The sequence below is a fragment of the Noviherbaspirillum sp. L7-7A genome, assembly GCF_019052805.1.
In the GTDB taxonomy this organism is placed as follows: Bacteria; Pseudomonadota; Gammaproteobacteria; order Burkholderiales; family Burkholderiaceae_D; genus Noviherbaspirillum_A.
Genome location: NZ_JAHQRJ010000001.1, coordinates 1,739,542 through 1,764,748 on the forward strand (window position 1 = coordinate 1,739,542; position 25,207 = coordinate 1,764,748).

Here is a 25,207-nt window from a genome sequence, read left to right on the forward strand (position 1 = left end):
GCCAGCGGACTATTCCTATTGGGCAGCAGGGCTTACAGGAGATTGCAGGGGGGAGGAGCAGAGCTATTGGCAATGGACTGTTCTTGCGTAGGCGCTACTGCAGATGCACAGAATTCCGCAGACCCGTTCGCTCCGAGAAAGAGCGTTATCGTCTCAGGTGGAAGCCCGCCGGCAAATGCATCCTCCTTGGCAGGCGACAGTGCATGATGAATATTGACGTTTGCCTTGTCGACGAGCTGTTGCCACGGCATTGAGTTGGCGTGCGGGTTCTTCGTCAGCGTTATTCCGGTGCACTTGGTTTCGCCTTGCAAAAGATTTTTTATGCCCGTCAATTATTCTCCGTACGTCTGATTCGCCAGGTATTTCGTGATGTGCTTTGCAGGGCCCCCGATTGATCCTGCAGGTTTTTACGTTCCGACATTCGCGGCCCAACGTTCGTTGCGTGCATGTCACTGCTTGCCTGCCGTGTTACGACGCAAGCGTTGGTTCGAATGTCACCAGCAGGCGTCACTGTACGAGCGTTTGCCGTTGAGAACGGCACGACTGCATTTCTATCTCCCATCATTTTTCCTGATTAAAAAGTTAAAGTTGGTCCGCGAAACACTGCGTTGCCGTGAAATCGAGAACGAGCCATTGGAGTAAGCAAGCACGGCCAATCGTTCCGAGCGATTAGCGACCAACAGCCGTACTCTCACCGCATGACTTCACCGGGTTGCGACGCCAGTTCGCCGACGAAGCGATGGCGGCATCTCGCGTGGATTCAGGCGCAACCCGATGGCGAGGAAGATCACACCGAGAGGCGGAGTGGAAAATATTGAAGGCCGGGCAACCGGGCTACCAGGCTACCGGAGGCCAGCAGGCGAACTATCGCCGCTGATCGGGAAACCGATGCGGGGCCAAATGGTCTGGGGATGATCTATGACAGGGTCGCTCTTGCAACTGGCCAGCGGCGCAGCCCGGCTGACCAGGCCAAACCAGACCGGCTATAAGAGGCGCGACGCCAGCGCCAGCTTTACTGCGCCACCACGCATGGAAAGCGTGGCGATCTCCTTCAACGGCAAGGCCTACAGAAGATTGCAGGGCGGGCAGACACAGCAGTTGGCAGCGGATTGCTGGTCCGTGACCGCTGTAGCCGGTGCCTGTGTCGCTACCAGTTGCGCCACTAAGGCGTCATTTCCTTTCTCCTGTCGCACTGGCATCCTGAATTCGATGTCCTTCATGGTTGGCACGACGTAGACGGGTTGACTCACAAGCTGTGCGGCCAGCTTGTCCATCTCTTCCCCATGCTGGTGTTTCGCAAGAAGTTCCGCAATGTCTGGTGGCTTAACCGTGAATAAAGGCCGATGTAACAGTCCTGGCGCGTTGGGAAGCCTGGTCGAGTAACTATCCGCGTGCCGTTCTTCCAGGGCTGCCGGATAGTCTATTGCGCGATTCTCCGGTACCGCCGTGCGGGAAGACACAAGCGCTGAAGTTCTTTCTCCCATCATTTCTCCTGAATGAAAAGTAAAGCTTGCCCTCGGGAAGCGCTGCCTTATGCAGGGATTGGAGAGCAAGCGCAGTAAGTGAGAAAGCACACGCGGTCGTTCCATGTGATCAGCCGCTGACAGTCGCCACTGTCAGCGCCCTACTTCACCGGAATCATCAGATGCTGGTAAGGCGTACCCGGCCACATCACATAAGGCATTGAGGTATCCGGGTCAGGATTCTTCGGATACATGTCGTAAAAAGCCTGTTCGGCGCCGACCAGCATTACATGCGGTCCGGTCTTGACCCAGTGCTTGTCCGGGCCCGGCCTGGTTGCATACGGGTCGGTGTTGCTGGCATCGGTGCCTCCGGACAGCATGTACATGAAGCCGACCTTGCCCGCTGCCGGCTCCTTGTGGGCCATCCATGCGCCGGCCCAGTCCAGCGCGGCGCGGTCCATGCACATCGGGTCGGGGCCGGGCGTGGCCGGGTTATCCGGCATGCAGGTGTAGCCATTGCTGCCTTCGCGCAGGGTGCGCATGCCGCCATCCTTGCCGGCAACGATGATGGTGGCGCCCGCCCCCACCTTGCGGGGCGCCGCCGCCATCGCGCTCCTGATCAGTTGGTGGTCGGTCTGGGCCTTGCCGGCAGGCGCATCGGCGGCCAATGCCGCCGTGCATGCCAGCGCCGCTGTCCCCAGCGCAATGGTGTTGATGAAAGTGTTCATGACTGGCCTCCTGTGCATGGCGCCGGCGATGCCGCGACCAGCCTGGCGGGACGCTGTCGCGCTATGCGACGGCAGGCCTGGCGCCGGCATCGCCGGAAGGGATCAATCGCCGAAATACATGCCGCGCGTGCCGTCACGGCGATGCAGTTGTGCCGATTGGATTGCCTCGGCCCGCACGTCTCGCCGGGTCTGTTTGCCAGCCGCATAATGCATGTCCTGGCCGTCATGCATTTTCTGCGGCGTCACACCGGAAACAAATGCGTCGCGCTGATCGGCGCGCACTTCCGCCCGCGTCAGCGCGGAATGGAAGCCGCTGTCCGGCGCGCGGAATTCGGTTTGTTGCGCCTGCATGCCTGCCGCTGCCGTCGCCAGCGCAGCGAACAGGACGAGATGTCTGATCTTCATGATGGTCTCCAAAGCAAGATGACTTTGGGCTTGGCGGGCGGGAGGAAGTCGGGTCCGTCAGGTCCTGCCTGAGTGCAGGCTTGCGAGGCAAGCCTGCCTCATGCAAAACAGTGTATGCCCATGAGTGCGGAAGCAAACCCCCGGCGGCACGGCGTGCGCGGCGTTTATGACGAAACGATATGAATTTTTCAGCGCGGATTTAATGCGGCACAAAACAGGTCATGCAAGGGTGTCGATGACCCTCATGGCAGCGGAAAAGAACAGTGACGGCGGCATGGGCATGGGCAGGCATGCAGGCGCCGACGCGCCATATTACGAATATGGCTATGGCTTATGCGACGCAGTCCATGCTGCATCCGCCTTATCCGCCTTATCCGCTTTATCCGCCTGCCACGGCGCCGGATGCTATCGCAGCGCCAGCCGAGCCAGGCCAGGCATCGGCATGCCCATCCACCTTTACACCTGCATGTTCATGATGTCGTGGTAAGCCGACACCAGCTTGTTGCGCACCTGCACGGTGGCCTGGAAGCTGATGCTGGCCTTCTGGCTGGCGATCATCACGTCGGACAGGTTCACGCTGTCGTCGCCCAGCGCAAAGCGCTGCCCCATGTCCTCGGCCTTGCGCTGGGCGCCATTGACCTGGTCGAGCGAGCTGCGCAGCGCTTCGCCGAAATCAACCCTGCCGGGCGCGCCCGCCTGGGTCGCCTGCTCCACTTCCGACGGCGCCGTCGCCGGGCCGGCGGCGCGCGCGGCGGCGTTGCGCAGCTGCGCCACCATGGCTTCTATCCTGCCGCTGTCTATTGCATTGATGCTCATGTCGCGCTCCATGCCGCTATTTCACGCCGCTACCTTAACAGCGCCGCCTCTGGCCAGCCCTTGAATCAGCGGCCGAAACCAGGCTCTTTTCCCCCGATTGATTTTGTCCGGCCAGACGACAATCACCCATGCGAAAAAAATTGATTCAGTGCAATATTCACTGATCAGCACAAGGCGGATAGATTCATGCGAAAGCACACATGGAAGCGATAGAAGCAAGCCCGATCGCCCTGCCCCAGCCAGCGGGCGTGATGGGCTTTGTCCAGAGCCCCACCGGCAAGAAGGTGCTGGCGGCCATCGGCGCGGCGGCGGTGCTGGCCATCATGGCCGGCATCTGGATGTGGAGCCAGAAGACCGAGTACAAGGTCCTGTTCTCCAACTTTACCGACAAGGATGGCGGCGCCATCGTCGCTTCGCTGCAGCAGCTCAACGTGCCTTACAAATATGCCGACGGCGGCGTGGCCATCCTGGTGCCGGCCGAGCAGGTGCATGACGTGCGCCTGAAGCTGGCGGCGCAGGGACTGCCCAAGGGCGGCGGCGTCGGCTTCGAGCTGATGGAAAACCAGAAGCTGGGCGTATCGCAGTTCCATGAGCAGGTCAACTTCCAGCGCGCGCTGGAAGGCGAGATGGCGCGCTCGATCCAGTCCATCGCCGCGGTGCAGACGGCCCGCGTGCACCTGGCCATGCCCAAGAACACGGTGTTCGTGCGCGAGCAGCAGAAGCCCACCGCTTCCGTGCTGCTGAACCTGCATCCCGGCCGCAGCCTGGACGCGCAGCAGGTCAGCGCCGTCGTGCACCTGGTGGCGTCCAGCGTGCCCGACCTGCCGGCCAGGAACGTCACCGTGGTCGACCAGGACGGCAACCTGCTGTCCAACAACGACAAGCCGGCCAATGCCAACACGCTGGATGCCACCCAGCTGAAATACGTGCAGGAACTGCAGCAGGGCATTGCGCGCCGCATCGAGTCCATCATCACGCCCATCGTCGGCGCCAACAATGTCCGGGCCGAAGCAACCGCCGACGTCGATTTCTCGCGCATCGAGCAGGCCGCCGAAACCTACAAGCCCAACGGCACGCCGGACAGCGCATCGATCCGCAGCCAGCAAAGCAGCGAAGCCAGCGGCCCGGCCGGCGCCGGCGCCGGGGGCGTGCCGGGCGCGCTGTCGAACCAGCCGCAGGCCAATGCCACCGCGCCCATCAATGGCCAGCCGGCCCAGCCCGGCCAGCCGGGCGCGGCGCCGGCCCAGGCCGGCAATACCCGGCGCGACAGCACCATCAATTACGAAGTCGACAAGACCATCCGCTACACCCAGCAGCCCATGGGCGGACTGCGCCGGCTGTCGGTGGCGGTGGTGCTGAACTACCGTACCGAGATGGGCAAGAACGGCAAGCCCGCCACCCGCGCCCTGACCGATGCCGAGAAGGCCCAGATCACCGACCTGATCAAGGAAACGATGGGCTTCAACAAGGAGCGCGGCGACTCCCTGAATGTGCTCAACAGCCCGTTCGTCACGCCCGAGAAGGAAGTGCCGGTCGAGCCGGTGTACTGGAAGAATCCGGAATACATCGCCATGGCCAAGGAAGGCGGACGCTACCTGCTGATCGGCCTGGCGCTGCTGTTCCTCTACCTCAAGATGCTGCGGCCGCTGCTGCGCACCGTGTCGCCGCCGCCGCCGCCGCCGGCATTGCCGGACAACAGCGAGGGGCAGGCCGCTCTGGAGAACGGGGTCGACGAGGATGGCGCCGTGGTCGAGCTCAGCGCGGGCGCGCTGCCGGCGCCCAAGCAGCGCAGCTACCAGGAAAACCTGGAAGCGGCCAAGGCGCTGGCGCGGCAGGACCCGCGCATGGTGGCCAATATCGTGAAGAACTGGGTGGACGGAAATGAGTGACGCAGGCGTACAGAAAGGCGCGATCCTGATGCTCGCGCTGGGCGAGGATGAAGCCGCCGAAGTGATGAAGTATCTGGGGCCGCGCGAGGTGCAGAAGCTGGGCGCGGCGATGTCGTCGATGAAGGCGGTGCAGAACGACGACCTGGAAAAGGTGCTGTCGAACTTCATCGAGAAGACCGAGGAGAACACCTCCATCGGCCTGGACTCGGATGAATACATCCGCACCGTGCTGACCAAGGCGCTCGGCGACGACAAGGCCTCGTCGCTGCTGAACCGCATCCTGGGCCAGCGCGACGCCAGCGGCATCGAAAGCCTGAAGTGGATGGACTCGGAATCGGTGGCGGACCTGATCCGCTTCGAGCATCCGCAGATCATCGCCACCATCCTGGTCCACCTGGAGCGCTACCACGCCTGCGAGGTGCTGGACCGCTTCACCGAGCGGCTGCGCAATGACGTGGTGCTGCGCATCGCCACGCTGGACGGCGTGCAGCCGGCCGCGCTGCGCGAACTGAACGAAGTGCTGACCAAGCTGTTGTCGGGCAACGAGAGCGTGAAGAAGAAGCCCATGGGTGGCATACGCACCGCGGCCGAGATCCTGAACTTCATGTCGGGCGAAGGCGAGACCTCGGTGATGGCCAACCTGCGCACCTATGACGAGTCGATGGCCCAGAAGATCATGGATGAGATGTTCGTCTTCGACAACATCATGGACATCGACGACCGCGGCATCCAGGTAATCCTGCGCGAAGTGCAGTCCGAGTCGCTGATCATCGCATTGAAGGGCACGTCGGACGAGATGCGGGAAAAGATCTTCAAGAACATGTCGCAGCGCGCCGCCGAGATGATGCGCGAGGACCTGGAATCGAAGGGTCCGGTGCGGCTGTCGGAAGTCGAGGCGCAGCAGAAGGAAATCCTGCAGGTGGTGCGCCGCCTGGCCGACGAAGGCCAGATCCAGCTGGGCGCGAAGGGCGAGGACGCGTATGTCTGAAGCCTTGCCGAAAGAGCGGCAGACCGCTTACCAGCGCTGGGAGATGGCCTCCTTCGGCGAGCCGGAAGCGCCGCCACCGCCGCCGGCCGAGCCGCAGCAGCCGCAGATCGATACCGAGGCCCTCCTGGCCGAGGCGCGCGAGCAGATTGCCGCGGCGCGCGAGCAGGCCAGGCGCGAAGGCCTGGCCGAAGGGCTGGCCCAGGGCTACCAGACCGGCATGGAACAGGGCCGCGCCCAGGCGCTGGAAGAAAACACCCTGCTGCAGCAGCTGAGCCAGGCCTTCGGCGCCGAGATCGCGCATGCCAAGGAACTGGTGGCGCAGGACCTGCTCGACCTGGCGCTGGACCTGGCCAAGGCCATGCTCAAGACCACGCTGGCAATCCAGCCGGAACGGGTGCTGCCCATCGTCAATGATGCGATCGGCTATCTGCCCACGCTGCAGCAGCCGGCATTGCTGTTCCTGCATCCGGACGATGCGCTGCTGGTGCGCGAGCGCATGGGCACCGAGCTGGCAAGCGCCGGCTGGCGGGTGCTGGATGAAGCGGCGATGGAGCGCGGCGGCTGCCGCATCGAAACCGCCAGCAACCAGATCGACGCCGCCACCGGCAGCCGCTGGCAGCGCATCGCCGCATCGCTGGGCAAGGATGGCCTATGGCTGGCATGAACCAGGAACTCGGCCAGGCGGGCGAACGCTGGCGCGCCTACCTGCGCGACTGCCGCGAACTGCTGACCATCGCCGAACCGCTGCAGGTGTCGGGCCGGGTCACCCGCGTGGCCGGCCTGGTGATGGAAGCCGTGGGCCTGAAGCTGGCCGTCGGCAGCGCCTGCACGATACCGCTGCCCAACGGCACCCGCATCGAAGCCGAGGTGGTGGGCTTCGAGAATGACCGCCTGTTCCTGATGCCGCAAAGCGATGTGGAAGGCGTGGTGCCGGGCAGCCGGGTGTTCCCGGTGGAAGTGGTGCAGTCCCTGCCCCGCCCCGGCGCGGTGAATCATCCGCGCCGCCGGCCGAGCGACCGCACCCGCCACCTGCCGGTCGGCATCGAGCTGCTGGGCCGGGTGGTCGATGGCGCCGGCCGCCCGCTCGACAACCTCGGCCCGCTCAATGCCAGCCATGCCGCGCCGCTGTCGGTGCGCGCCGCCAATCCGCTGGGCCGCGCGCCGATTTCCGAAGTGCTCGATACCGGCGTGCGCGCCATCAACAGCCTGCTGACGGTGGGACGCGGCCAGCGCATGGGGCTCTTTGCCGGCTCCGGCGTGGGCAAGAGCATGTTGCTGGGCATGATGGCGCGCTATACCAGCGCCGATGTGATCGTGGTCGGCCTGATCGGCGAACGCGGCCGCGAGGTCAAGGAATTCATCGAGCAGATCCTGGGCGAGGAAGGCCTGAAGCGCTCGGTGGTGGTGGCCGCGCCGGCGGACAATCCGCCGCTGATGCGGCTGCAGGCGGCCGCCTACACCACCGCGATCGCCGAGCATTTCCGCGACCAGAACCAGAACGTGCTGCTGATCATGGACTCGCTGACCCGCTATGCAATGGCGCAGCGCGAGATCGCGCTGGCCATCGGCGAGCCGCCGGCCACCAAGGGCTATCCGCCCTCGGTGTTCGCCAAGCTGCCGGCGCTGGTGGAGCGCACCGGCAATGGCCGCGAGGGCGGCGGCTCCATCACCGCCTTCTATACCGTGCTGACCGAAGGCGACGACCAGCAGGACCCGATCGCCGACTCGGCCCGCGCCATCCTCGACGGCCACATCGTGCTCAACCGCACCCTGGCCGAAGCCGGCCACTATCCCGCCATCGACATCGAGCAGTCCATCTCGCGCGTGATGCACAGCATCACCACGCCGGAACAGCAGGCCCTGGCGCGGCGCTTGAAGCAGCTGACCTCGCGCTACCAGCGCAGCCGCGACCTGATCGCGGTCGGCGCCTACAGTGCCGGCAGCGACCCGATGCTGGATGAAGCCATTGCGCTGCAGCCGCGCATATCCAGCTTCCTGCAGCAAGGCATCCATGAGCAGTCGACCATGCCCGAGAGTTGCGGCCAACTTTCCGCTTTGTTCGGCTGATGGGCAGAGGCGGGCCGCATCGATAATGGCGCATGGCTGATATTTCCGCACTGACCACACTGATCGAGCTGGCGACCAAGGATGTCGACGAAGCCGCCAAGCGGCTCGGCCGTGCGGTGCGCGCGGCCGAGGAGGCGCAGCAGAAGCTGGCCCTGCTCTCCGGCTACCGCGACGACTATGCCAGCCGCTTCCAGGTCACGATGACGACCGGCTTCACGCCCATGGCCTATCGCAATTTCCAGGGCTTCATGGACAAGCTGGACCAGGCCATCTCGGGCCAGCAGCAGGTGGTGCGCGATGCCGAATGGCGGGTGGAACAGGAACGCAATGCCTGGCGCGAATCGGAGCGCAAGCGCATTTCCTACGACGCGCTGTGCAGCCGCGCCCAAAAGGCCGAGGACGCCAAGGTCGCCAAGCGGGAACAGAAGCAAACCGATGAACAGGCAGCCCGCAAGCTGCTCTACAAACGCTAACCACGGATGGGCCGCATATGAATCTCCCTTCGATCGTCAATACGCTGGCTGGCCTGGGTGCCGGAAACGCGGCCGCCGCCAAGGCCGGAGCGCAGCAGCCATCCACCCCGTTCAACCAGTTGCTCTCGCGGGAGGTGGCACAGCGGCCGCCGTCGCAGGCCAATGCCGCGCCGCAGCAGCAGGCCCGCGCGCCCGAGGCGGCACGGCCGCAGGCGCACAAGGCCGAGTCCGGTCAGCAGACCGGCCGCACCGAGGCAGCGGAGCAGCCCCCGGCGCAGCCAGGCGCCGCCGGGCCGGCAGCCGCGCCAACCACCGAAGCCGCGCAGTCGGAACAGCCCGCCGCGGAGGACAGCGCAGCCAGCCTGGCCGATATTCCCGGCGCACCCCAGGCGGCGCTGATGATGCAGCTCATGGCCAGCGCCACCGCGGCTGCCACCACAACGCCGGCGCAGGAAACCGGCACCGCAGCGGACGCCCCGCCGGCAGTCGCCATCGGCAAGGGCGGCAAGGATGCCGAAACACAGGGTCCGCCGGACCTGCGCGCACCCGCAGCCACGATGCAGGAAGGCGACACTGCGCTGGCCGGCAAGGGTGAAGGCCAGCCCGCGCCCGACCTGCAGGCCGCCTTCGGCAAGGCGGTGGCCGAAGCCGCCAGCCAGCGCCCGGTGGCCGTGCAGGCCGCCACGCAGGCCGATGCCGCCCCGGCCACCGTACTGGCCACGCTGCAGGCAGCGACCCAGGCCGTGCACACGCCCACCGCCCATGTCGACAGGCTCACACCCGCAGTCGGCACGCCGGCCTGGGACCAGGCCCTGGGACAGAAGATCGTCTGGATGGCCCAGGGTGGCGAGCAGAGCGCCTCGCTGACCATGAATCCGCCCGAGCTAGGACCGATGCAGGTCGTGCTCAGCGTCAGCAACAACCAGGCCACGGTGGACTTCATGGCGGCGCAGCCCGAGGTAAGGCAGGCGCTGGAAGCGGCGCTGCCGCGGCTGCGCGAAATGATGGGCGAATCCGGCATCCAGCTCGGCCAGGCCAATGTGAGCGCCGGCGGCCAGCAGCAGTTTGCCGGCTTCGACGGCGGTAGCAAGTCCGGCGGGCGGGGCAATGCCGACCATGGCGGCGCCGAAGCGCCGCAACTGCGCCAGGGCGTGGTGCGGATTGCGCGCGACGGCGCGGTCGACACCTTCGCCTGACGGCATGACCAGGGCCGAGGGGCGGCCACGGCTGCGGCAATCGGCGGCTGACTTAAGCTGCACCGGCCGTACCGGCCTGCGCAAGCCGGCAAGGTTGAAATCCTTCTAAAGCGCTTTCGGCCGAACCAGCCTCGTGCTGCAGGCCCCGGTGTGGCGCACACGGCATTGGGCTTCGTTGCCATGCCATTAAGGTCGTAGGGCGGAATACCCCGAAGGGGCATTCCGCCACTCGTCGACCAGGAAAGGTCCTTGAAATGATCTTTCCGGTATGCGGCCTGCGGTGCAATGCCCTTCGGGTATTGCACCCTACCCCGGTGCGGCTCTTCCAATGGCAGTCTCGCGTGGCCGGCTGATGCCAGTCACGCTGGAAACGCTCTAGAATGCGGCCTCTTTCCCCTGCCGCTTCGAAGCCGTCCATGCCTGACACCCGTTTGCTTCCACTGCCCCGCCGCCGCCTGCTTCTGCGGGCCGCCGCCCTCCCCCTGCTCGCCGGTTGCCAAACCAGTGCACCCACGTCGCGCGACTCAGCCGCGCTGGCGCAATTGCAGGCACTGGAACAAGGCTTCGACGGCCGGCTTGGCCTCTGCGCCATCGAAACCGGCAGCGGCAGGACGCTGGCCTGGCGGGCCGACGAACGCTTTCCCCTGTGCAGCACCTTCAAGGCAGTGCTTGCCGCCGCCGTGCTGGCGCAAAGCAGCCGCAGCCCGGGCCTGCTGCAGCGGCGCATGCGCTATACCCGGCAGGACCTGGTCACCTACTCTCCCGTCACCGGGGCACATGTCGGCGACGGCATGACGGTCGGGGAACTGTGCGCGGCCGCCATCCAGCATAGCGACAACACTGCCGGCAACCTGCTGCTGCAGCTGGTCGGCGGCCCATCGGCGCTGACCGCCTATGCCCGCTCGGTGGGTGACATGGCATTTCGCCTGGACCGCTGGGAAACCGCGCTGAACTCGGCACTGCCGGGCGACGAGCGCGACACCACCACGCCGGCCGCGATGAGCGCGACCCTGAAGCGGCTGGCGCTGGATGCTGAACTGACCGCGCCGCAGCGCGCGCAACTGCAGGACTGGCTGTTGGGGAACACCACAGGCGGCAGCCGCATCCGGGCCGGCATGCCTGCGGGCTGGCGGGTCGGCGACAAGACCGGCACCGGCGACTACGGCAGCACCAACGACATTGCGGTGCTATGGCCGCCGCAGCGGGCGCCGGTCACGCTGGCGATCTATCTGACCGGCACGGCGCTCGACGCCAGACCGCGCAACGAGATCGTGGCGCAGGCGGCAAGAATAGTGGCCGACTGGCTGGCCTGAACCTGCAGGCAGGCCGGCTCATGCCTCCGGCTCGTGCACATCGGAAGGACGCACCGGCTCCTTTTCGATCTTTTCGTTGGCAGCCTGCTTGTCTTCATCATCGGCCGTGAGCCCTTGCTGGCTGGCGCCGGCGGCGGCATCGTGCACCAGTTCCACCAGCACCGGGAAATGGTCGGAGCCGACATTGGGCAGCCGCCGCATGAACGACAGCGTGAAATGACGGCTGTGGAACAGGTGGTCCAGCGGCCAGCGGATGAACCAGTGCCCCGCATGGAAGGTATTGAACATGCCGCGTCCGACCCGCGGATCGAGCAGGCCGCTGATCTTGCGGAACAGCCGGGTGGTGGCCGACCAGCCGACATCGTTCAGGTCGCCGGCGACGATCACCGGGCCCGGCACCTTCACCACGCTCTTCGCCACCACCAGCAATTCGGCATCGCGCTCGGTCGATTCATCGTTCTCGGTCGGACTGGGCGGCGCTGGATGCATAAAATGCATGCGCACCGGCTGGCCCGACCGCAGGATGGCCATCGCATGCATCGATGGCACGTCCGGCTGCACCAGGAACTGGGTCTCGGCATCCTTCAGAGGCAGCCTGGAATAGACATGCATCCCATAAGTATTCTCCAGCGGGCACTTGATGGTGTGGGGATACTCGCTTTCCAGCACGTCAAGCCGGCTCTGCCACCAGGCGTCGGTTTCCAGCGTGACCAGGATGTCAGGCTGATGCTGGCGCACCAGCGCAATCAGCGCGTCGGCGTTGCGGTTGGTCATCAGCACATTGGACGACAGGATGCGCACCCGGTCGTTGTCGGCGGGTGCCGGCGTCAGTCTCACTTCATTGGGATAGGGACGCAAGTAAGGCAGGATCCACCAGGCCTGGTAGAGCAGGCAGGCGGCGGTGGCGACCGGCATGAGCTGCTCGGGAAACTCGCTCAGGTCGAGAAAGGCCAGTTGCGCGGCGAGCAGCAGCAGGCCGGCTGCGGCAATCTGCAGTCGCGGAAAATCCAGGCCGCGTATCCACCAGAGCGAGGAACGCGACAGTGGCGCCACGGTCATCAGGACAATGATGGCGGTGAAACCGGCAATGACGAGTTCGGACATGCGTCATTGTAGAAAAAACTGTCAGACCGACAATGACCACAGACAAGAACAATCGCAGAGCGCGATAAAAATGCAGGCCCGGCTGGCGAAATTATTGGGATGCTGGCACATGCCCGATCGCATTCAACCGTCCAACCTTGTCAGACCATCATGCTTTCAGGCGTCAACCATTGTTAGCCGCCTGACGCCGAAGCTGGTCAGGCAGCCAGCCTTTGCGGCGCATATTGCATGGCAATACGGGTAATGGATTGCTGTGCCAGTTCGATCTTTTGCACTGCAGCATCGCACAGGCGCTGGAACTCGCCCCGAGTCAGCGTGCGGCTGCGCAGCGCGGTTTCGACCTTTTCGACCATGTCGCGGCGCATCAGGCGCAGTGCGGCGCGATGCTTTTCCGCCTCCGCCAGGATCTGCTCATACAGCGCCGAAGGGGCAGCGGCGCCCTGGGCGAGCTGTTTTGCCACGTAGGCAAAAGAGCGGACGGTCAGATCGGCGTCGAATCGGTTTTGGGTCGTCATGAAGAAAATCTCCGTACACATTGTTGATTTAGGACACATAACGGCCGACCCCCGCATTTGGAAGACAAGATAACAATTATTTACATTTGTATTTACTCCTGAAACATTTGCGGCCTGCTGCTGTCCGGCCAACAGCGGTTTTGGCGCGCAAATCCCCTCCCTGCCCTCTATATAATGCCTACTCTCATCGCAAGGAGCTGGTATGACAGGCAGGAGACTACGGGTCGGACAGGCGATCACGCCTGAGGAATTCGAGGAACTGGGGGAAGAGGAACTGGCGCGACTGGTGCCACGGCAATACCGGGACTACTTTCCGGGCAAGGACGCCTGTGCCGATGGCTTCTTTTACCTGCACGATGGCACGGCATGGAGTTTTTACAAGGGTGGGTTTCTGGACGACTAGTTTGGTAAGACCCGGACGGAATGCCGCGAAGAAGGGGAATCGGGAAGCCTGGAAGATCATTGTGCCCGCAGGACAGACAGGTTCCCAGGGATTCGAGCATTGCACCGAACATCAGGTGCAGAACCTTCCGCCGGGTGCGCTGTTTGAAAGGCATTCCACTGTGCGGCCGCCTGGGCCGCAAATGGTGTTCTTACTGATCGACGATCCGTGCAATCCCCCTTCGGGTATTGCATCTACTATCTCTTTTGCGCCAGATCGACGACCGGCGCCATGTCCATTTGGCATGTTGCGCCGACGGCATTGGTGGAACTCGTAGCCTGGGTGGAGCGCAGCGCAACCCGGGCCATTCATCGCTGAATCCAGCGATCGTGCCAGCCACATGGACAAGGCAAGCGTCGGGAATTGGCCGGGGAAGCGCGGGATGCGTGTCTTGTGCAAACCGGGCAATCCCGGGTTGCGCTGCGCTCCACCCAGGCTACGGCTTCTTGATCGGCCAAATGTGCAATGCCCTGCGGGGCGGGTCGCTCCGCCCTACACCTTCATCCCCGGCAAATTCAGCGAAGCCGTATTCCCCCCGTCCACCGGCAACGCCTGCCCCGTCACATAACTCGCATCGCCGCTGGCAAGGAAGGCAATCACCGCGGCCACTTCCTGCGGACGGCCGTAGCGCCGCAGCTCGCAGCGCGAGCCGAGCTTGCCTTCCTTGTCGGCGGCGCGGGCGCGCTCGAAGACCGGGGCGGTCATGCCGGTTTCGATCAGGCCGGGGCAGACGGCATTGACGCGCACCGCATACTGGCCGAGGTCGCAGGCCGAGGTCATGGTCAGGTTGATCACGGCGGCCTTGGAGGCGCTGTAGGCATTGCCGCCGGCGCCCGAGCGCACGCCGGCCACCGAGGCGGTGTTGACGATGGCGCCGCCCTTCTGCTCGCGCATGATGCGCGACACATACTTGGTGAAGTTCACCGCGCCCATCACATTGACCTGCAGGATGCGCTGCCAGACTTCGGTGTCGGTCTCGCTGATGGGCGAGTAATCGCCGCCGGCAATGCCGGCGTTATTGCACAGCACGTCGACATGGCCGTAACGCGCATGCACGTCGGCCACGAAGCGCTCCACCTCGGCCTCGCTGCCGATATCGAATGCGCGCCACAGCACGCGCTGCGGGTCCGGCATCGACGCCGCCAGCGCGGCCAGCGCCTCCTCGTTGCGGTCCACCAGCGCCAGCGCGGCGCCCTCTTCGTACAGCCGCTGCGCCGTGGCGCGTCCGATGCCGCTGGCCGCGCCGGTGACGATGGCTACCTTGTCCTGAAATCGCATGCCTGTCTCCTCCTTGTGTTCGTTTTGTCAGCCGGCGGTCCGGGCGTCTGCCATGGCCTGTTCCTGCATCTCGCGCCACATCACCTTGCCCGAGCCTGACTTGGGCAGCGTGTCCCGGAACTCGACGATGCGCGGGCTCTTGTAGGCCGCCATGTTTTCGTGCGCCCAGTCGATGATGTCCTGCTCGCTGAGCTTGCCGCGATATTCCTCCTTGAGCACCACCACCGCCTTCACCGTCTCGCCGCGCTTGGCGTCGGGCGCGGCGATGATGCAGGCTTCCCGTATGGCCGGATGGTGGTACATCAGCGCTTCCACCTCGGCCGGCCAGACCTTGAAGCCGGAGGCGTTGATCATGCGCTTCAAGCGGTCGACCATGAAGAAGTAGCCGTCCTCGTCCACCATGCCGATGTCGCCGGTGCGCAGGAAGCGCTTGCCGTCGCGTTCGATGAAGGCGTCCTGCGTGGCGCCCGGATTGTTCCAGTAGCCCTGCATCACCTGCGGCCCGCTGACGATGATCTCGCCCGACTCGCCCTGCGGCACTTCGAGCAAGGTGTGGGCGTCGATCACCCGGGAATCGACGTCGTACAGCGGCATGCCCAGGCATTGCTTCTTGGGCCGCTGCATCGGGTTCAGATGGGTGGCGGCCATGGTTTCGGACATGCCGTAGCCTTCCACATAGGGTATGCCCAGCATGTCGTTGAGCTTTTGCGCAATGGCTTCCGGCATCGCCGCGCCGCCGCCGCTGATGCGGTTGATCGACGACAGGTCGTACTCGCCGATGCCGGGATGCGACAGCAAATCGACCACCATCGCCGAGATCAGCTGCACGCCGTTGACGCGGTAGCGCTGTATCAGGCGGGCAGCCACGTCGCGGTCCCAGCGCGGCAGCATCACCAGCGTGGCGCCTGCATACAGCGGCGTGTTCATGCTGCCCTGCATGCCGGTCACATGGAAGAACGGCAGCACCGACAGCAGCACCGAGTCCGGCAAGGTGCCCACCCAGGTCATGCCGGCCACCGCGTTGTACATCACGCTGCGGTGGGTATGCATGCAGCCTTTCGGATGGCCGGTGGTGCCCGAGGTGTAAGGCATCACGGCCAGGTCGTCCGGGCCGGCCGTCATCGGGCCGGGCTGCAGGCCGCGCGAGAGCATCTCGCTCCAGGCGGTCAGGCCGGCGCCGGCCACCGGCTCGCGCGGCGCGGTGATGAAGGCTGGCGCCGCATAGTCATGCCCGGTGCGGATGTAGTCCGAATAGGCCGCCACCACGATGTGCTTCAGGCCTTCGCCCAGCAGCGGCGCGATGTTGCCCAGCAGGTCCTGCGGCGCGAAGGCCACCGCGGCGCTGGTGTCGCTGACGTAATGACGCAGTTCCTCGGTCATGTTCATCGGGTTGACCGGCACCACCACCGCGTCGGCGCGCAGGATGCCGTAGTAGGCCAGCACGAACTGCGGGCTGTTCTGCATGTACAGCAGGACCCTGTCGCCCTTCTTCACGCCGCATTCCCGCTGCAGGAAGCCGGCGATGCGCTCAGCCTCCTCCTTGAACTGCAGGAAGGTCACCGGCGTGTCGTAGTACACCAGGAAAGGCTTGTCCGGGTAACGCGCCGCCGACACTTCGGCGTTGAAGAACAGATTGGTCCGCGGCAGCGTCAGGTGCCGCGGCTGATTCTTGGGCCAGAAGGCCAGGTGACGGTCCGACATGGATACGGCTTCCTCTAAAACTTGCTGCGATCAGCGTTCTTTGTAGCGCGCCAGTTCCAGCTTGGCGATGGCGTTGCGGTGCACTTCGTCCGGGCCGTCGGCCAGGCGCAGGGTGCGCGAGCTGGCATAGGCGCGCGCCAGGCCGAAGTCCTCGCTGACGCCGCCGCCGCCGTGCGCCTGGATGGCCCAGTCGATGACCTGGCAGGCCATGTTGGGCGCAGCCACCTTGATCATCGCGATCTCCTTGGCGGCAGCCTTGTTGCCCACCGTGTCCATCATGTAGGCGGCGTTGAGCACCAGGAAACGGGCCTGGTCGATCAGGATGCGCGAGTTGGCGATGCGCTCGCGGGTCACGCCCTGGTCGGCCACCGGGCGGCCGAAGGCCACCCGCTTCAGCGAGCGCCGGCACATCTTCTCCAGCGCGCGCTCGGCGCGGCCGATCAGGCGCATGCAGTGATGGATGCGGCCCGGTCCCAGGCGGCCCTGGGCGATCTCGAAGCCGCGGCCCTCGCCCAGCAGGATGTTGGAAGCAGGCACCCGCACATTCTCGAAGCGCACTTCGGCATGGCCATGCGGCGCGTCGTCATAGCCAAATACCGGCAGGTGGCGCAGCACGGTCACGCCCGGCGCGTCCATGGGCACCAGGATCATCGACTGCTGCTTGTGCCGGTTCGGATTGTCGGGGTCGGTCTTGCCCATGAAGATCAGGATCTTGCAGCGCGGATCGTTGGCGCCCGAGGTCCACCATTTCTGGCCGTTGATCACATATTCGTCGCCGTCGCGCTCGATGCGGGCCTCGATGTTGGTCGCGTCCGACGATGCCACGTCGGGCTCGGTCATGGCGAAGGCGGAGCGGATCTCGCCGGCCAGGAGCGGCTTCATCCACTGGTCCTGCTGCTCCTTCGTGCCATAGCGCGCCAGGGTTTCCATGTTGCCGGTGTCGGGCGCGGAGCAGTTGAAGGCTTCCGGGCCGATATGGGAGCGGCCCATGATCTCGCACAGCGGCGCGTATTCCAGGTTGGTCAGGCCAGCGCCCATGTCGGACTCGGGCAGGAACAGGTTCCACAGGCCGGCGGCGCGCGCCTTTTCCTTCAGCGCTTCCACGGTCCTGGTCGGCACCCAGGGATTGCCGTTCTTGCGGGCGGCGTCCATCTCGGCTTCGAAGGCTTCCTCGGCCGGATACACATGCTCGTCCATGAAGGCGGTGACCCGCTTCTGCAGGTCGATGACCTTGTCGGAATAGCTGAATTGCATTGTTGTCTCCTGTTGTCTCGATTAACGTGCGCGTTGCTGATTGCGTTCCACCAGTTGCCAGGCCAGCTCGGCCAGCGGACGGGCGCGCTTGCCGGCGACCATCGCCTCGGCGCTGGAGGCATTGCCCTGCAGCGCCCGCGCCATGATGCCCTGCAGGATGCCGGTCAGGCGGAACATATTGAACACCATGTAGTACTCCCAGTCGCTCCTGGAAATGTCGGCGCGGCCGGTGCGGCGGCAGTAGGCTTCCAGGTACTGCCCCTCGGTCGGGATGCCGAGCGCCGGCAAATCCAGCCCGGCCATGCCGCGCGAGGGTCCGGGCGGCATGCGCCAGGTCATGCAGTGGTAGGCGAAGTCGGCCAGCGGATGGCCCAGCGTCGACAGCTCCCAGTCCAGCACCGCCAGGATCTTCGGCTCGGTCGGATGGAAGATCACGTTGTCGATGCGGTAGTCGCCATGCACGATGCGGGTTTCGTCGCCGGCCGGGATGTTGGCCGGCAGCCAGGCGATCAGGTTTTCCACCGCCTCGATGCGCTCGGTTTCGGAAGCGCGGTATTGCTTGGTCCAGCGCGCCACCTGCCGCTCCAGGTAGTTGCCGGGCTTGCCATAGCCTTCCAGGCCGACGGCCTGGTAGTCCACGCTGTGCAGCGCGGCGATCACCCGGTTCATCTCGTCGAACAGCGCAGCCCGCTCGGCCGGCGCATGGTCGGGCAGCGCCGAATTCCAAAGGATGCGGCCCTGCACGTAATCCATGATGTAGAAGGCGGTGCCGATGATGCTTTCGTCCTCGCACAGCGCATAGGCCTTCGCGACCGGCACGTCGGTATCGGCCAGCGCGCTGATGACGCGGTATTCGCGGTCCACCGCATGGGCCGAGGGCAGCAGCGTGCCGGGCGGCTTGCGGCGCAGCACATATTTCCTGCCGCCGGCCGAGAGCAGGAAGGTCGGGTTGGACTGGCCGCCCTTGAACTGCTCGACCTGCAGCTCGCCGCTGTATCCCTCGACATGGTCGCGCATGAAGGCGGCCAGCTTCGCGGTATCGAAGGCATGCTGCGGCGCCACCGGCCGGGTGCCTGTAAAACGGTCTTGCGGATCTGAACTCATGGAATGCAACGACGCGCGCGCCGTCCCTTTGTAGCGTGAGATGAAAAATCAGACGGCGCTGACGCCGCCATCCACCGCCAGCGCCTGGCCGGTGATGTGGCGCGAGGCTTCGCTGGCCAGGAAGACCACCGAGCCCTTCAGGTCCTCGTCGCCGCCGATGCGGTGCAGCGGCGCCCGGGCAATGATGCCCTCGCCTACCTTTTCCAGCAGGCCGGCCGACATCTTCGACGGGAAGAAGCCGGGGCAGATCGCATTGACGTTGATGTTGTACTTGCCCCATTCGGACGCCAGCGCGCGGGTCATGTTCACCGCCGCCGCCTTGGAGGTGTGATAGGCCACCGTGGTGACATTGGTGGCGCTGCCGCGCAGGCCGGCCACCGAGGCGATGTTGATGATCTTGCCCGACTGCCGCGGAATCATGCAGCGCCGCGCCACTTCGCGGGCGACGAAGAACAGCGCATCCACGTTCAGGTTCATCACCTTGTGCCAGGCATGATCCGGATAGTCTTCGGCCGGCGCGTTCCAGGTGGCGCCGGCATTGTTGACCAGGATGTCGATGGTGCCGTAGCGCTGCACCACCTGCTCCACCATGGCAGGAATGCCGGCGGTGTCGGACAGGTCGCTGGCGATGGCCAGCACTTCCGCGCCCTGCGCTTCGAGATGCTGTTTCGCTTCCTGCAGCTCATCGGCCTTGCGCGCGGTGATGGCGAGGCGGCAGCCCATCTCGGCCAGCGCCTCGGCCATCTGCAGGCCCAGGCCGCGGGAGCCGCCGGTGATTAGGGCGACCCTGCCGTTCAGGTCGAATAGCTTCTTCACACTCATTGTCTTGTCTCCTCAAGCGCCATGCGTCGGATCGCTTATCAGCCCGAAACCTGCAGGGCGCCCAATTTGTTCTGCATAGCAAAACATTGTTTCATTATCGACCAATGGTAGCAGCCGTGAACGGTCAAGTAAAGCCGAACGAGGTTGGCGTTTTACACAGAATGTGAACACATTTGAATAAAATGTTTAATAATCGCACTCATTCCTGCCGAGTTTCCAGTAGAGTAGCGGCGGCCCAGTTGTTAAGGGGCAAGACTGCCTGCCGATCGAATCACCAGCCGCCGCATGTTTTCTTTCAACAAACCGCTCAATGCCCAGCATGCGCCAGCGCCGCCGCTGCGGCCGCTGCTTTGCATCGCCGCCATCGCCCTCCTGCTGGTGATGGTGCTGTGCACTGCGCTGGCCCTGACGGCCAGCTATCACGACACCCTGCGGCAGGAACAGAACAACCTGCGCAACCTGGCCACCGCCTTCTCCGCGCAGACGGCAAGCGCCGCTTACGCACTGGACCGCCTGCTCGACAATGCCCGCGAGGACTACCTGGAAAGCGAGGCACGGACAGCGCCAGACGCGAGCGTCCAGCGCCCGGCGATGCGCCGGCCGCCGTTGCCACGCGATGTGCTGGGCATTTCGCTGCTGGATCAGGACGGCCGCCTGCTCGCAGGCAGCCCGCTGCAGCCCGGCATGCCTGCCAATGCGGTTCCGGGGCCGGACAGCGCACTGGCCATCACCATCAGCGCCATCGATGCCGCCACCGGACGCGGCATCCTGACACTGGGCCGGCCGCTGCTCGACGACAGTGGCAAGCGCATTGGCGCCATGGTTGCGCGCATCGACTCGGCCTATTTCATTGACCTCTATGCGCAGGTGGCATTGGGCGATGGCGGCTCGATCACGCTGATGCACGCCGATGGCACCATGCTGGCGCGCGGGCCGGCGGCGGCAGGCGTGATCGGCCGGTCATTTGCCGATACGCCGCTGTTCCAGACCCAGCTGCCGGCATCCGCCGTCGGCGCATTCGAAGCCACCAGCCCGACCCATGGCGTGCGCCGCATCTATGGCTACAGCAAGGTGCGCAGCTATCCGCTGGTGATGATTGCCGGCATGGACAAGGAGGACGCGCTGGCATTCTGGCATGAGCGGGTGGCGATCGCGGTTGGTTTGCTCAGCCTGGCGACCCTCTCGCTATCGGTCATGGCATGGCGCATTTCGCGCGATGCAGCGCGCCGTTCCGCGCTGATCGAGCGCCTCGGCGCCAGCGAGGCGCGCCTGGCCAGGAGCGCCGATTATCTGGGCAGCATCCTGGGCGCCATCGCCAGCCCGGTGTACGTGCTCAACAGCCAGCGCCGCTTCGTGCTGGTCAATGATGCCTATTGCCGCTTCGCCGGCAAGCGGCGCGAGGAACTGCTGGGCCGGCTGGAACAGGAAACGCCGGATGCGCATGGCGCCGGCGAGCGCGAACAGACCTATGCCCAGGTCCTGGCAGGCGCCGGCGACATGGCCGACGAAACCGAAGTCGTGGACAGCGCCGGGCAACTGCGCACCTTCATCAGCACCACCTCACGGCTGATCAGCGACACCGGCGAAGCCCAGCTTGTCTGCGTGCGCACCGACATTTCCGAACGCAAGATGGCGGAAGTGCGGCTGGCCTATCTGGCCGACTTCGACCTGCTGACCGAGCTGCCCAACCAGGCGCGCTTCCTGCGCATCCTGGACACGGAGATCCATGCCGCTGCCGCCGGCGGCGAGTGCGTGGGCGTGCTGGCGCTGTCGCTGGAACGGCTGCAGGAAATCATCGACCTGATGGGCCATGCCGCCGGCGACACCGTGCTGCGGCAGGTAGCGCAGCTGCTGCGCCAATCCGCGCCGGATGCCTCGGTGGCGCGCACCATGAGCAATCAGTTCGCGCTGCTGATCCGCTGCGACGGCGGGCGTGACAAGCTCGCCTCCTTCGCCTCCACGCTGCACGGCGCGCTGTCGGAGGCGCTTGCGGTGGGCCAGCGCGACTTCTATCTCGGCCCGGCAATCGGCATTGCGTCCTTCCCCGACGACGGCAGCGCGGCCGAAGAGCTGTTGCGCCGCGCCGATGTGGCGCGCCACCGGGCCGCCGGCGAAGGACAGGATGCCGTCCAGTTCTTTTCCGAAAGCAGCCACCTGGTGCTGGACGAGCGGCTGGCGATGGAAAGCCAGTTGCGCCAGGCACTGCAGCGCGGCGAACTGCGGCTGGTCTATCAGCCCAAGGTCGACATCCCGAGCGGGCGCATCACTGGCTTCGAGGCCCTGCTGCGCTGGACCAGCCCGGTACTGGGCGATGTGCCGCCGACGCGCTTCATCCCCATCGCCGAGGCCAGCGGCGTGATCGTCAGCATAGGCGCCTGGGTGGTGGCGGAAGCCTGCCGCCAGATGCGCGCCTGGCAGGACAGCCTGGGGCGGCAGGTGAAGGTAGCGGTGAACCTGTCGCCGCGCCAGTTCCACCGCGACGCCCTGATCCCGATGCTGCGCCAGTGCCTCGCCGCCAGCGGCATCGCGCCGGGCAGCCTGGAACTGGAGATTACCGAAGGCACGGTCATGGCCAGCCACGAGGATGTCGATGTGCTGCTGCACGACATCCGCTCGCTGGACGTGGACATCGCCATCGATGACTTCGGCACCGGCTATTCCAGCCTGGCCTACCTCAAGCGCTTCCCGGCCCAGTGCCTGAAGATCGACCGCGCCTTCATCCGCGACCTGGGCCACGACGAAGACAGCCTGGCCATCGTGCGCACCATCATCAGCCTGTGCCAGGGTTTGAAGATGACAGTGGTGGCCGAAGGCGTCGAAACGCCGCGGCAGCTCGACCTGTTGCGCGAGCTCGGCTGCCATGCCTACCAGGGTTACCTGTTCAGCCTCCCGATCGAAGCCGATGCGGTGCCGGCGCTGCTGCGGGCGAAGGACGCCACCGCGACCACGGCATGAAGTCCGGCGCCGGAGGCCGTCGCAATCAATTGCACGCACGCCGAATGCGGTAGCATGTCACCCGTTTGATACACGCAGGCCATTTCCAATTTGCAAGGCCGCCCCTGCATTGCCCCTCTTGAGGACTGCGCTTGGACTTGCTCCTTTTCCATTTTGCCGAGATCACCCGTTGCCGGGAGCACGAGACGCTGGACATCGCGCTGGCTTCCGCGCTGCACCAGCTTACCGGCGCGCTGTCGGCGGCAACGCTGGCCGTGATCCAGGCGGCGGATGACTTCTACCTGCAGACCAGGGTGACGATGCAGGGCAATGGGCGCGTACGCTCCGAGTTCGAAGCGCCGGCCGACCCGGAGAAATCGGTGCGCGTGACGCCCTGCGATGCTGCGCTGGCCGACGCCATCCGGCGCAAGGCGGGTGAACTGGAACAGAGGGACGGCAACGGCCATTGCCTGCTCTGGCTGCCGGTATGCCTGGGGGACCGGGTTTGCTGCTGCGTCAGGCTGGAATATGCAGCGCCTTGCGACGCCGACACCAGGACGCTGATCAGGGGCATCGTCAAGGTCTACGCCAACCACAAGAATCTCATCGACTACAGCGAGCGCGATGCCCTGACCGGCCTGCTCAACCGCCGCACCTTCGATACCCGCTTCGCCCGCATGACCGCGCAGAGCGGCCATGCCCGGCAGGCTCAGCTGCCCGGCCGCGCCGAACGTCGCCACAGCGCGCAGGCAAGGGAAAACTGGCTGGCCGTGGTCGACATCGACCACTTCAAGAACATCAACGACCGCTTCGGCCATGTGTACGGCGACGAGGTGCTGATCCTGGTGGCCAATATGCTGAAGGCTTCGTTCCGCTCCAACGAGCGCATCTTCCGCTTTGGCGGCGAGGAATTCGTGGTGCTGCTGCGCGCGGTCACGCTGAAGAATGCGTCGCTGGCCTTCGAGCGCTTTCGCAAGACGGTGGAGGAGCATGACTTTCCGCAGGTGGGCCGGGTCACCGTCAGCCTGGGCTATGCCAGCATCAGCAGCGACACGCCGGTAGTGATCCTGGGCCATGCCGACCAGGCCCTCTACTATGCCAAGCAGCATGGCCGCAACCAGATCCAGCTGTATGACCAGCTGGTTGCCGCCCGGCTGCTGCAGGTGCAGTCGCCCAGCGGCAGCGTGGAGATCTTCTAGTGCGCCTCAGGCCGGCGCACCCAGGTGCTCGTACAGGATCAGCGAGCCGATGCCGATCAGGATGATGCCGCCCATGATCTCGGCGCGCTTGCCGGCGATGCGGCCCAGCACGCGTCCCAGCATCACGCCCAGGGTCACCATCACGAAGGTGGAAAAACCAATGGCCGCGGCGGTGACGACGATGTTGGCTTCCATGATGGCGAGGCCCACGCCGACCACCATGGCATCGATGCTGGTGGCAAAGCCGGTGATGGCCAGCAGCCAGAAGGAATGCCGGCCCGGCTTTTCCGCCTCTTCCTCTTCCTCGTCGCCCGATGCGCCTTCCCGTATCATGCGCAGCCCCAGGCCGCCCAGCAGGACAAAGGCGATCCAGTGGTCGAAGGCGGACACATAGGGCGCCGCCACCGTTCCCAGCAGCCAGCCGATCACCGGGGTCAGGCCTTCGATCACGCCGAAAATGAGGCCGGTACGCAGCGCTTCGCGCAGATGGGGACGATGCAGTGCGGCGCCCTTGCCGACCGCGGCGGCGAAGGCATCGGTGGACATGGCAAGGGCAAGCAGGAATGTAGCGGGAAAATTCATCTGGATATTCCGGGTCGGGCACGAAAAAAGGCATGCGGCGCGGCCCGACCTGGGCGCGGCGTCATGCCATTAGTCTCGCCAACCCGAACTGCAAGGCTGCCGGCGCCACGGGATGGAACATCGCCGAGTATGTTGACGCGGGCGCTTCCGGGGGACGGAAGCAGGCTACTCCCCAAAGGACGCGGGAATATAACACGATCGGGGCGATTGTTTAAGCGGTGATGGCGAAGGATCGGGATGTGTGGTGGCGTAGCCTACACTTTTGACATCCGTCGAGCGCGCCGTGCCGGCGGTGTCCCGCGCATTGAACGATGCGGTGTTTGTTTGACCCGCCCACCTTGTGTCATCCGGCAAGGAGCTGGGCGTTGCTGGGTCTTTACTTTGTCGGCAAAACGACAGGCTGCTTCGGTGGCTTGGCTTCCTCGACCATCGTGGCATGCCCCTTCGGGGTATGCCACCCGACGAGTATCTCGACGGTTTGGCTTGAACAGCCATTGTGGTGCCGGTCCGTTCAACGAAGCTCACAAATAACAGCCACCACCGCATTGGCAGGGTGGAATACCCCGAAGGGGCATTCCACGGCATCCGCCTTCCGCAGAACCTAGCGACCACAAACGCCCAGCAGCCACAAGGGAATCATCGTCCAGCCCACCCCCATCGCAGCCAGTCCGGCGCCGCACAGGCCCGCCAGATCGCGCAGCCGACTTGGCGCCGGGCCGTTAACGCGCCGCCATGACCGCAATCCCATAGCCGCAACGGTCGCCAGCGCCAGCGCGGTTGCGGCCAGCAACACCGCTTTCAACATGGTCTCGCCCATGCCAGCCGTGCAGCCGATCGCAATGAAGGCATAGCAAAGAAAGAAATGCGCCCCCCAGGCCAGCAGCGGCGCGCTGGCGCGCAACAGAACGGGCATCAGGTGATCATCGCCGCGCAT

Annotated in this window: 23 protein-coding genes; 10 read left to right on the forward strand and 13 right to left on the reverse strand. The window is 65.1% G+C overall.

From position 1 onward, the window contains the following. Positions 1–32: 32 nt before the first annotated feature. The 4 genes from KTQ42_RS07925 to fliE form a co-directional block, all read right to left on the reverse strand. Complete coding sequence (locus KTQ42_RS07925) at positions 33–332, reverse strand: hypothetical protein (RefSeq protein ID WP_217345018.1); 300 nt, start codon at positions 330–332, stop codon at positions 33–35. Between the two features lie 1,292 nt (positions 333–1,624). Next, positions 1,625–2,191, reverse strand: a complete 567-nt coding sequence (locus KTQ42_RS07930) for a hypothetical protein (RefSeq protein WP_217345019.1) — start codon at positions 2,189–2,191, stop codon at positions 1,625–1,627. A 102-nt stretch (positions 2,192–2,293) separates the two neighbouring features. Continuing rightward, a complete protein-coding gene (locus tag KTQ42_RS07935; RefSeq protein ID WP_217345020.1) occupies positions 2,294–2,608 on the reverse strand; it encodes a DUF4148 domain-containing protein in 315 nt (104 codons plus the stop codon). 444 nt (positions 2,609–3,052) lie between these two features. Beyond that, positions 3,053–3,412 carry a flagellar hook-basal body complex protein FliE gene (fliE, locus tag KTQ42_RS07940; RefSeq protein ID WP_217345021.1) on the reverse strand — a complete coding sequence of 120 codons (360 nt, stop codon included), beginning with the start codon at positions 3,410–3,412 and terminating at the stop codon, positions 3,053–3,055. Between the two features lie 200 nt (positions 3,413–3,612). Between fliE and fliF the strand changes: the two genes are divergently transcribed. The 7 genes from fliF to bla all read left to right on the forward strand — a co-directional run bounded on the left by fliF (position 3,613) and on the right by bla (position 11,338). Then, the gene (gene fliF, locus KTQ42_RS07945) at positions 3,613–5,301 is read left to right on the forward strand and encodes a flagellar basal-body MS-ring/collar protein FliF (protein ID WP_217345022.1); all 1,689 of its coding nucleotides are present in this window, start codon (positions 3,613–3,615) and stop codon (positions 5,299–5,301) included. Then, entirely contained in the window at positions 5,294–6,289 is a 996-nt protein-coding gene (gene fliG / locus KTQ42_RS07950) for a flagellar motor switch protein FliG (RefSeq protein ID WP_217345023.1), read from the forward strand. Before fliF ends, fliG begins: the two co-directional genes overlap by 8 nt. Further along, positions 6,282–6,953 (forward strand): FliH/SctL family protein, encoded by a 672-nt coding sequence (locus tag KTQ42_RS07955; RefSeq protein WP_217345024.1) that lies wholly within the window; start codon positions 6,282–6,284, stop codon positions 6,951–6,953. Before fliG ends, KTQ42_RS07955 begins: the two co-directional genes overlap by 8 nt. Next, on the forward strand, positions 6,950–8,356 hold the full coding sequence (gene fliI / locus KTQ42_RS07960) for a flagellar protein export ATPase FliI (RefSeq protein ID WP_217346863.1): 1,407 nt from the start codon (positions 6,950–6,952) through the stop codon (positions 8,354–8,356). Before KTQ42_RS07955 ends, fliI begins: the two co-directional genes overlap by 4 nt. A 32-nt stretch (positions 8,357–8,388) precedes the next feature. Continuing rightward, positions 8,389–8,829, forward strand: a complete 441-nt coding sequence (gene fliJ, locus KTQ42_RS07965) for a flagellar export protein FliJ (RefSeq protein WP_217345025.1) — start codon at positions 8,389–8,391, stop codon at positions 8,827–8,829. Between the two features lie 17 nt (positions 8,830–8,846). After that, the gene (locus tag KTQ42_RS07970) at positions 8,847–10,025 is read left to right on the forward strand and encodes a flagellar hook-length control protein FliK (protein WP_217345026.1); all 1,179 of its coding nucleotides are present in this window, start codon (positions 8,847–8,849) and stop codon (positions 10,023–10,025) included. Between the two features lie 416 nt (positions 10,026–10,441). Further along, positions 10,442–11,338 carry a class A beta-lactamase gene (gene bla, locus KTQ42_RS07975; RefSeq protein WP_217345027.1) on the forward strand — a complete coding sequence of 299 codons (897 nt, stop codon included), beginning with the start codon at positions 10,442–10,444 and terminating at the stop codon, positions 11,336–11,338. An 18-nt stretch (positions 11,339–11,356) separates the two neighbouring features. On the opposite strand, the gene KTQ42_RS07980 is transcribed toward bla, so the two are convergent. Beyond that, on the reverse strand, positions 11,357–12,442 hold the full coding sequence (locus tag KTQ42_RS07980) for an endonuclease/exonuclease/phosphatase family protein (protein WP_217345028.1): 1,086 nt from the start codon (positions 12,440–12,442) through the stop codon (positions 11,357–11,359). Between the two features lie 197 nt (positions 12,443–12,639). After that, positions 12,640–12,957: a hypothetical protein gene (locus KTQ42_RS07985; RefSeq protein WP_217345029.1), complete on the reverse strand. Its 318-nt coding sequence runs from the start codon at positions 12,955–12,957 to the stop codon at positions 12,640–12,642. 202 nt (positions 12,958–13,159) lie between these two features. Between KTQ42_RS07985 and KTQ42_RS07990 the strand changes: the two genes are divergently transcribed. Further along, positions 13,160–13,360 (forward strand): hypothetical protein, encoded by a 201-nt coding sequence (locus tag KTQ42_RS07990; RefSeq protein WP_217345030.1) that lies wholly within the window; start codon positions 13,160–13,162, stop codon positions 13,358–13,360. A gap of 531 nt (positions 13,361–13,891) precedes the next feature. On the opposite strand, the gene KTQ42_RS07995 is transcribed toward KTQ42_RS07990, so the two are convergent. From KTQ42_RS07995 to KTQ42_RS08015, 5 genes are read right to left on the reverse strand one after another with little or no spacing between them, the layout of a single operon-like run. Beyond that, the gene (locus KTQ42_RS07995; RefSeq protein ID WP_217345031.1) at positions 13,892–14,677 is read right to left on the reverse strand and encodes an SDR family oxidoreductase; all 786 of its coding nucleotides are present in this window, start codon (positions 14,675–14,677) and stop codon (positions 13,892–13,894) included. Between the two features lie 27 nt (positions 14,678–14,704). Continuing rightward, positions 14,705–16,378 carry a long-chain fatty acid--CoA ligase gene (locus KTQ42_RS08000; RefSeq protein ID WP_217345032.1) on the reverse strand — a complete coding sequence of 558 codons (1,674 nt, stop codon included), beginning with the start codon at positions 16,376–16,378 and terminating at the stop codon, positions 14,705–14,707. Positions 16,379–16,408: 30 nt separating this feature from the next. Continuing rightward, complete coding sequence (locus tag KTQ42_RS08005; protein WP_217345033.1) at positions 16,409–17,632, reverse strand: acyl-CoA dehydrogenase family protein; 1,224 nt, start codon at positions 17,630–17,632, stop codon at positions 16,409–16,411. A 21-nt stretch (positions 17,633–17,653) separates the two neighbouring features. Continuing rightward, the gene (locus tag KTQ42_RS08010; protein ID WP_217345034.1) at positions 17,654–18,736 is read right to left on the reverse strand and encodes a phosphotransferase; all 1,083 of its coding nucleotides are present in this window, start codon (positions 18,734–18,736) and stop codon (positions 17,654–17,656) included. Between the two features lie 48 nt (positions 18,737–18,784). Further along, positions 18,785–19,558 carry an SDR family oxidoreductase gene (locus tag KTQ42_RS08015; protein ID WP_217345035.1) on the reverse strand — a complete coding sequence of 258 codons (774 nt, stop codon included), beginning with the start codon at positions 19,556–19,558 and terminating at the stop codon, positions 18,785–18,787. A gap of 285 nt (positions 19,559–19,843) precedes the next feature. Between KTQ42_RS08015 and KTQ42_RS08020 the strand changes: the two genes are divergently transcribed. Together KTQ42_RS08020 and KTQ42_RS08025 are read left to right on the forward strand one after the other, a co-directional pair. Continuing rightward, on the forward strand, positions 19,844–22,513 hold the full coding sequence (locus tag KTQ42_RS08020) for an EAL domain-containing protein (protein WP_217345036.1): 2,670 nt from the start codon (positions 19,844–19,846) through the stop codon (positions 22,511–22,513). 131 nt (positions 22,514–22,644) lie between these two features. After that, positions 22,645–23,691, forward strand: a complete 1,047-nt coding sequence (locus tag KTQ42_RS08025; protein ID WP_217345037.1) for a GGDEF domain-containing protein — start codon at positions 22,645–22,647, stop codon at positions 23,689–23,691. Positions 23,692–23,697: 6 nt separating this feature from the next. Here KTQ42_RS08025 and mntP read toward each other — a convergent pair whose 3' ends face one another. Both mntP and KTQ42_RS08035 read right to left on the reverse strand, forming a co-directional pair. Next, positions 23,698–24,273, reverse strand: a complete 576-nt coding sequence (gene mntP / locus KTQ42_RS08030; protein WP_217345038.1) for a manganese efflux pump MntP — start codon at positions 24,271–24,273, stop codon at positions 23,698–23,700. 601 nt (positions 24,274–24,874) lie between these two features. Continuing rightward, on the reverse strand, positions 24,875–25,186 hold the full coding sequence (locus KTQ42_RS08035) for a hypothetical protein (RefSeq protein WP_217345039.1): 312 nt from the start codon (positions 25,184–25,186) through the stop codon (positions 24,875–24,877). Between the last annotated feature and the right edge of the window lie 21 nt (positions 25,187–25,207).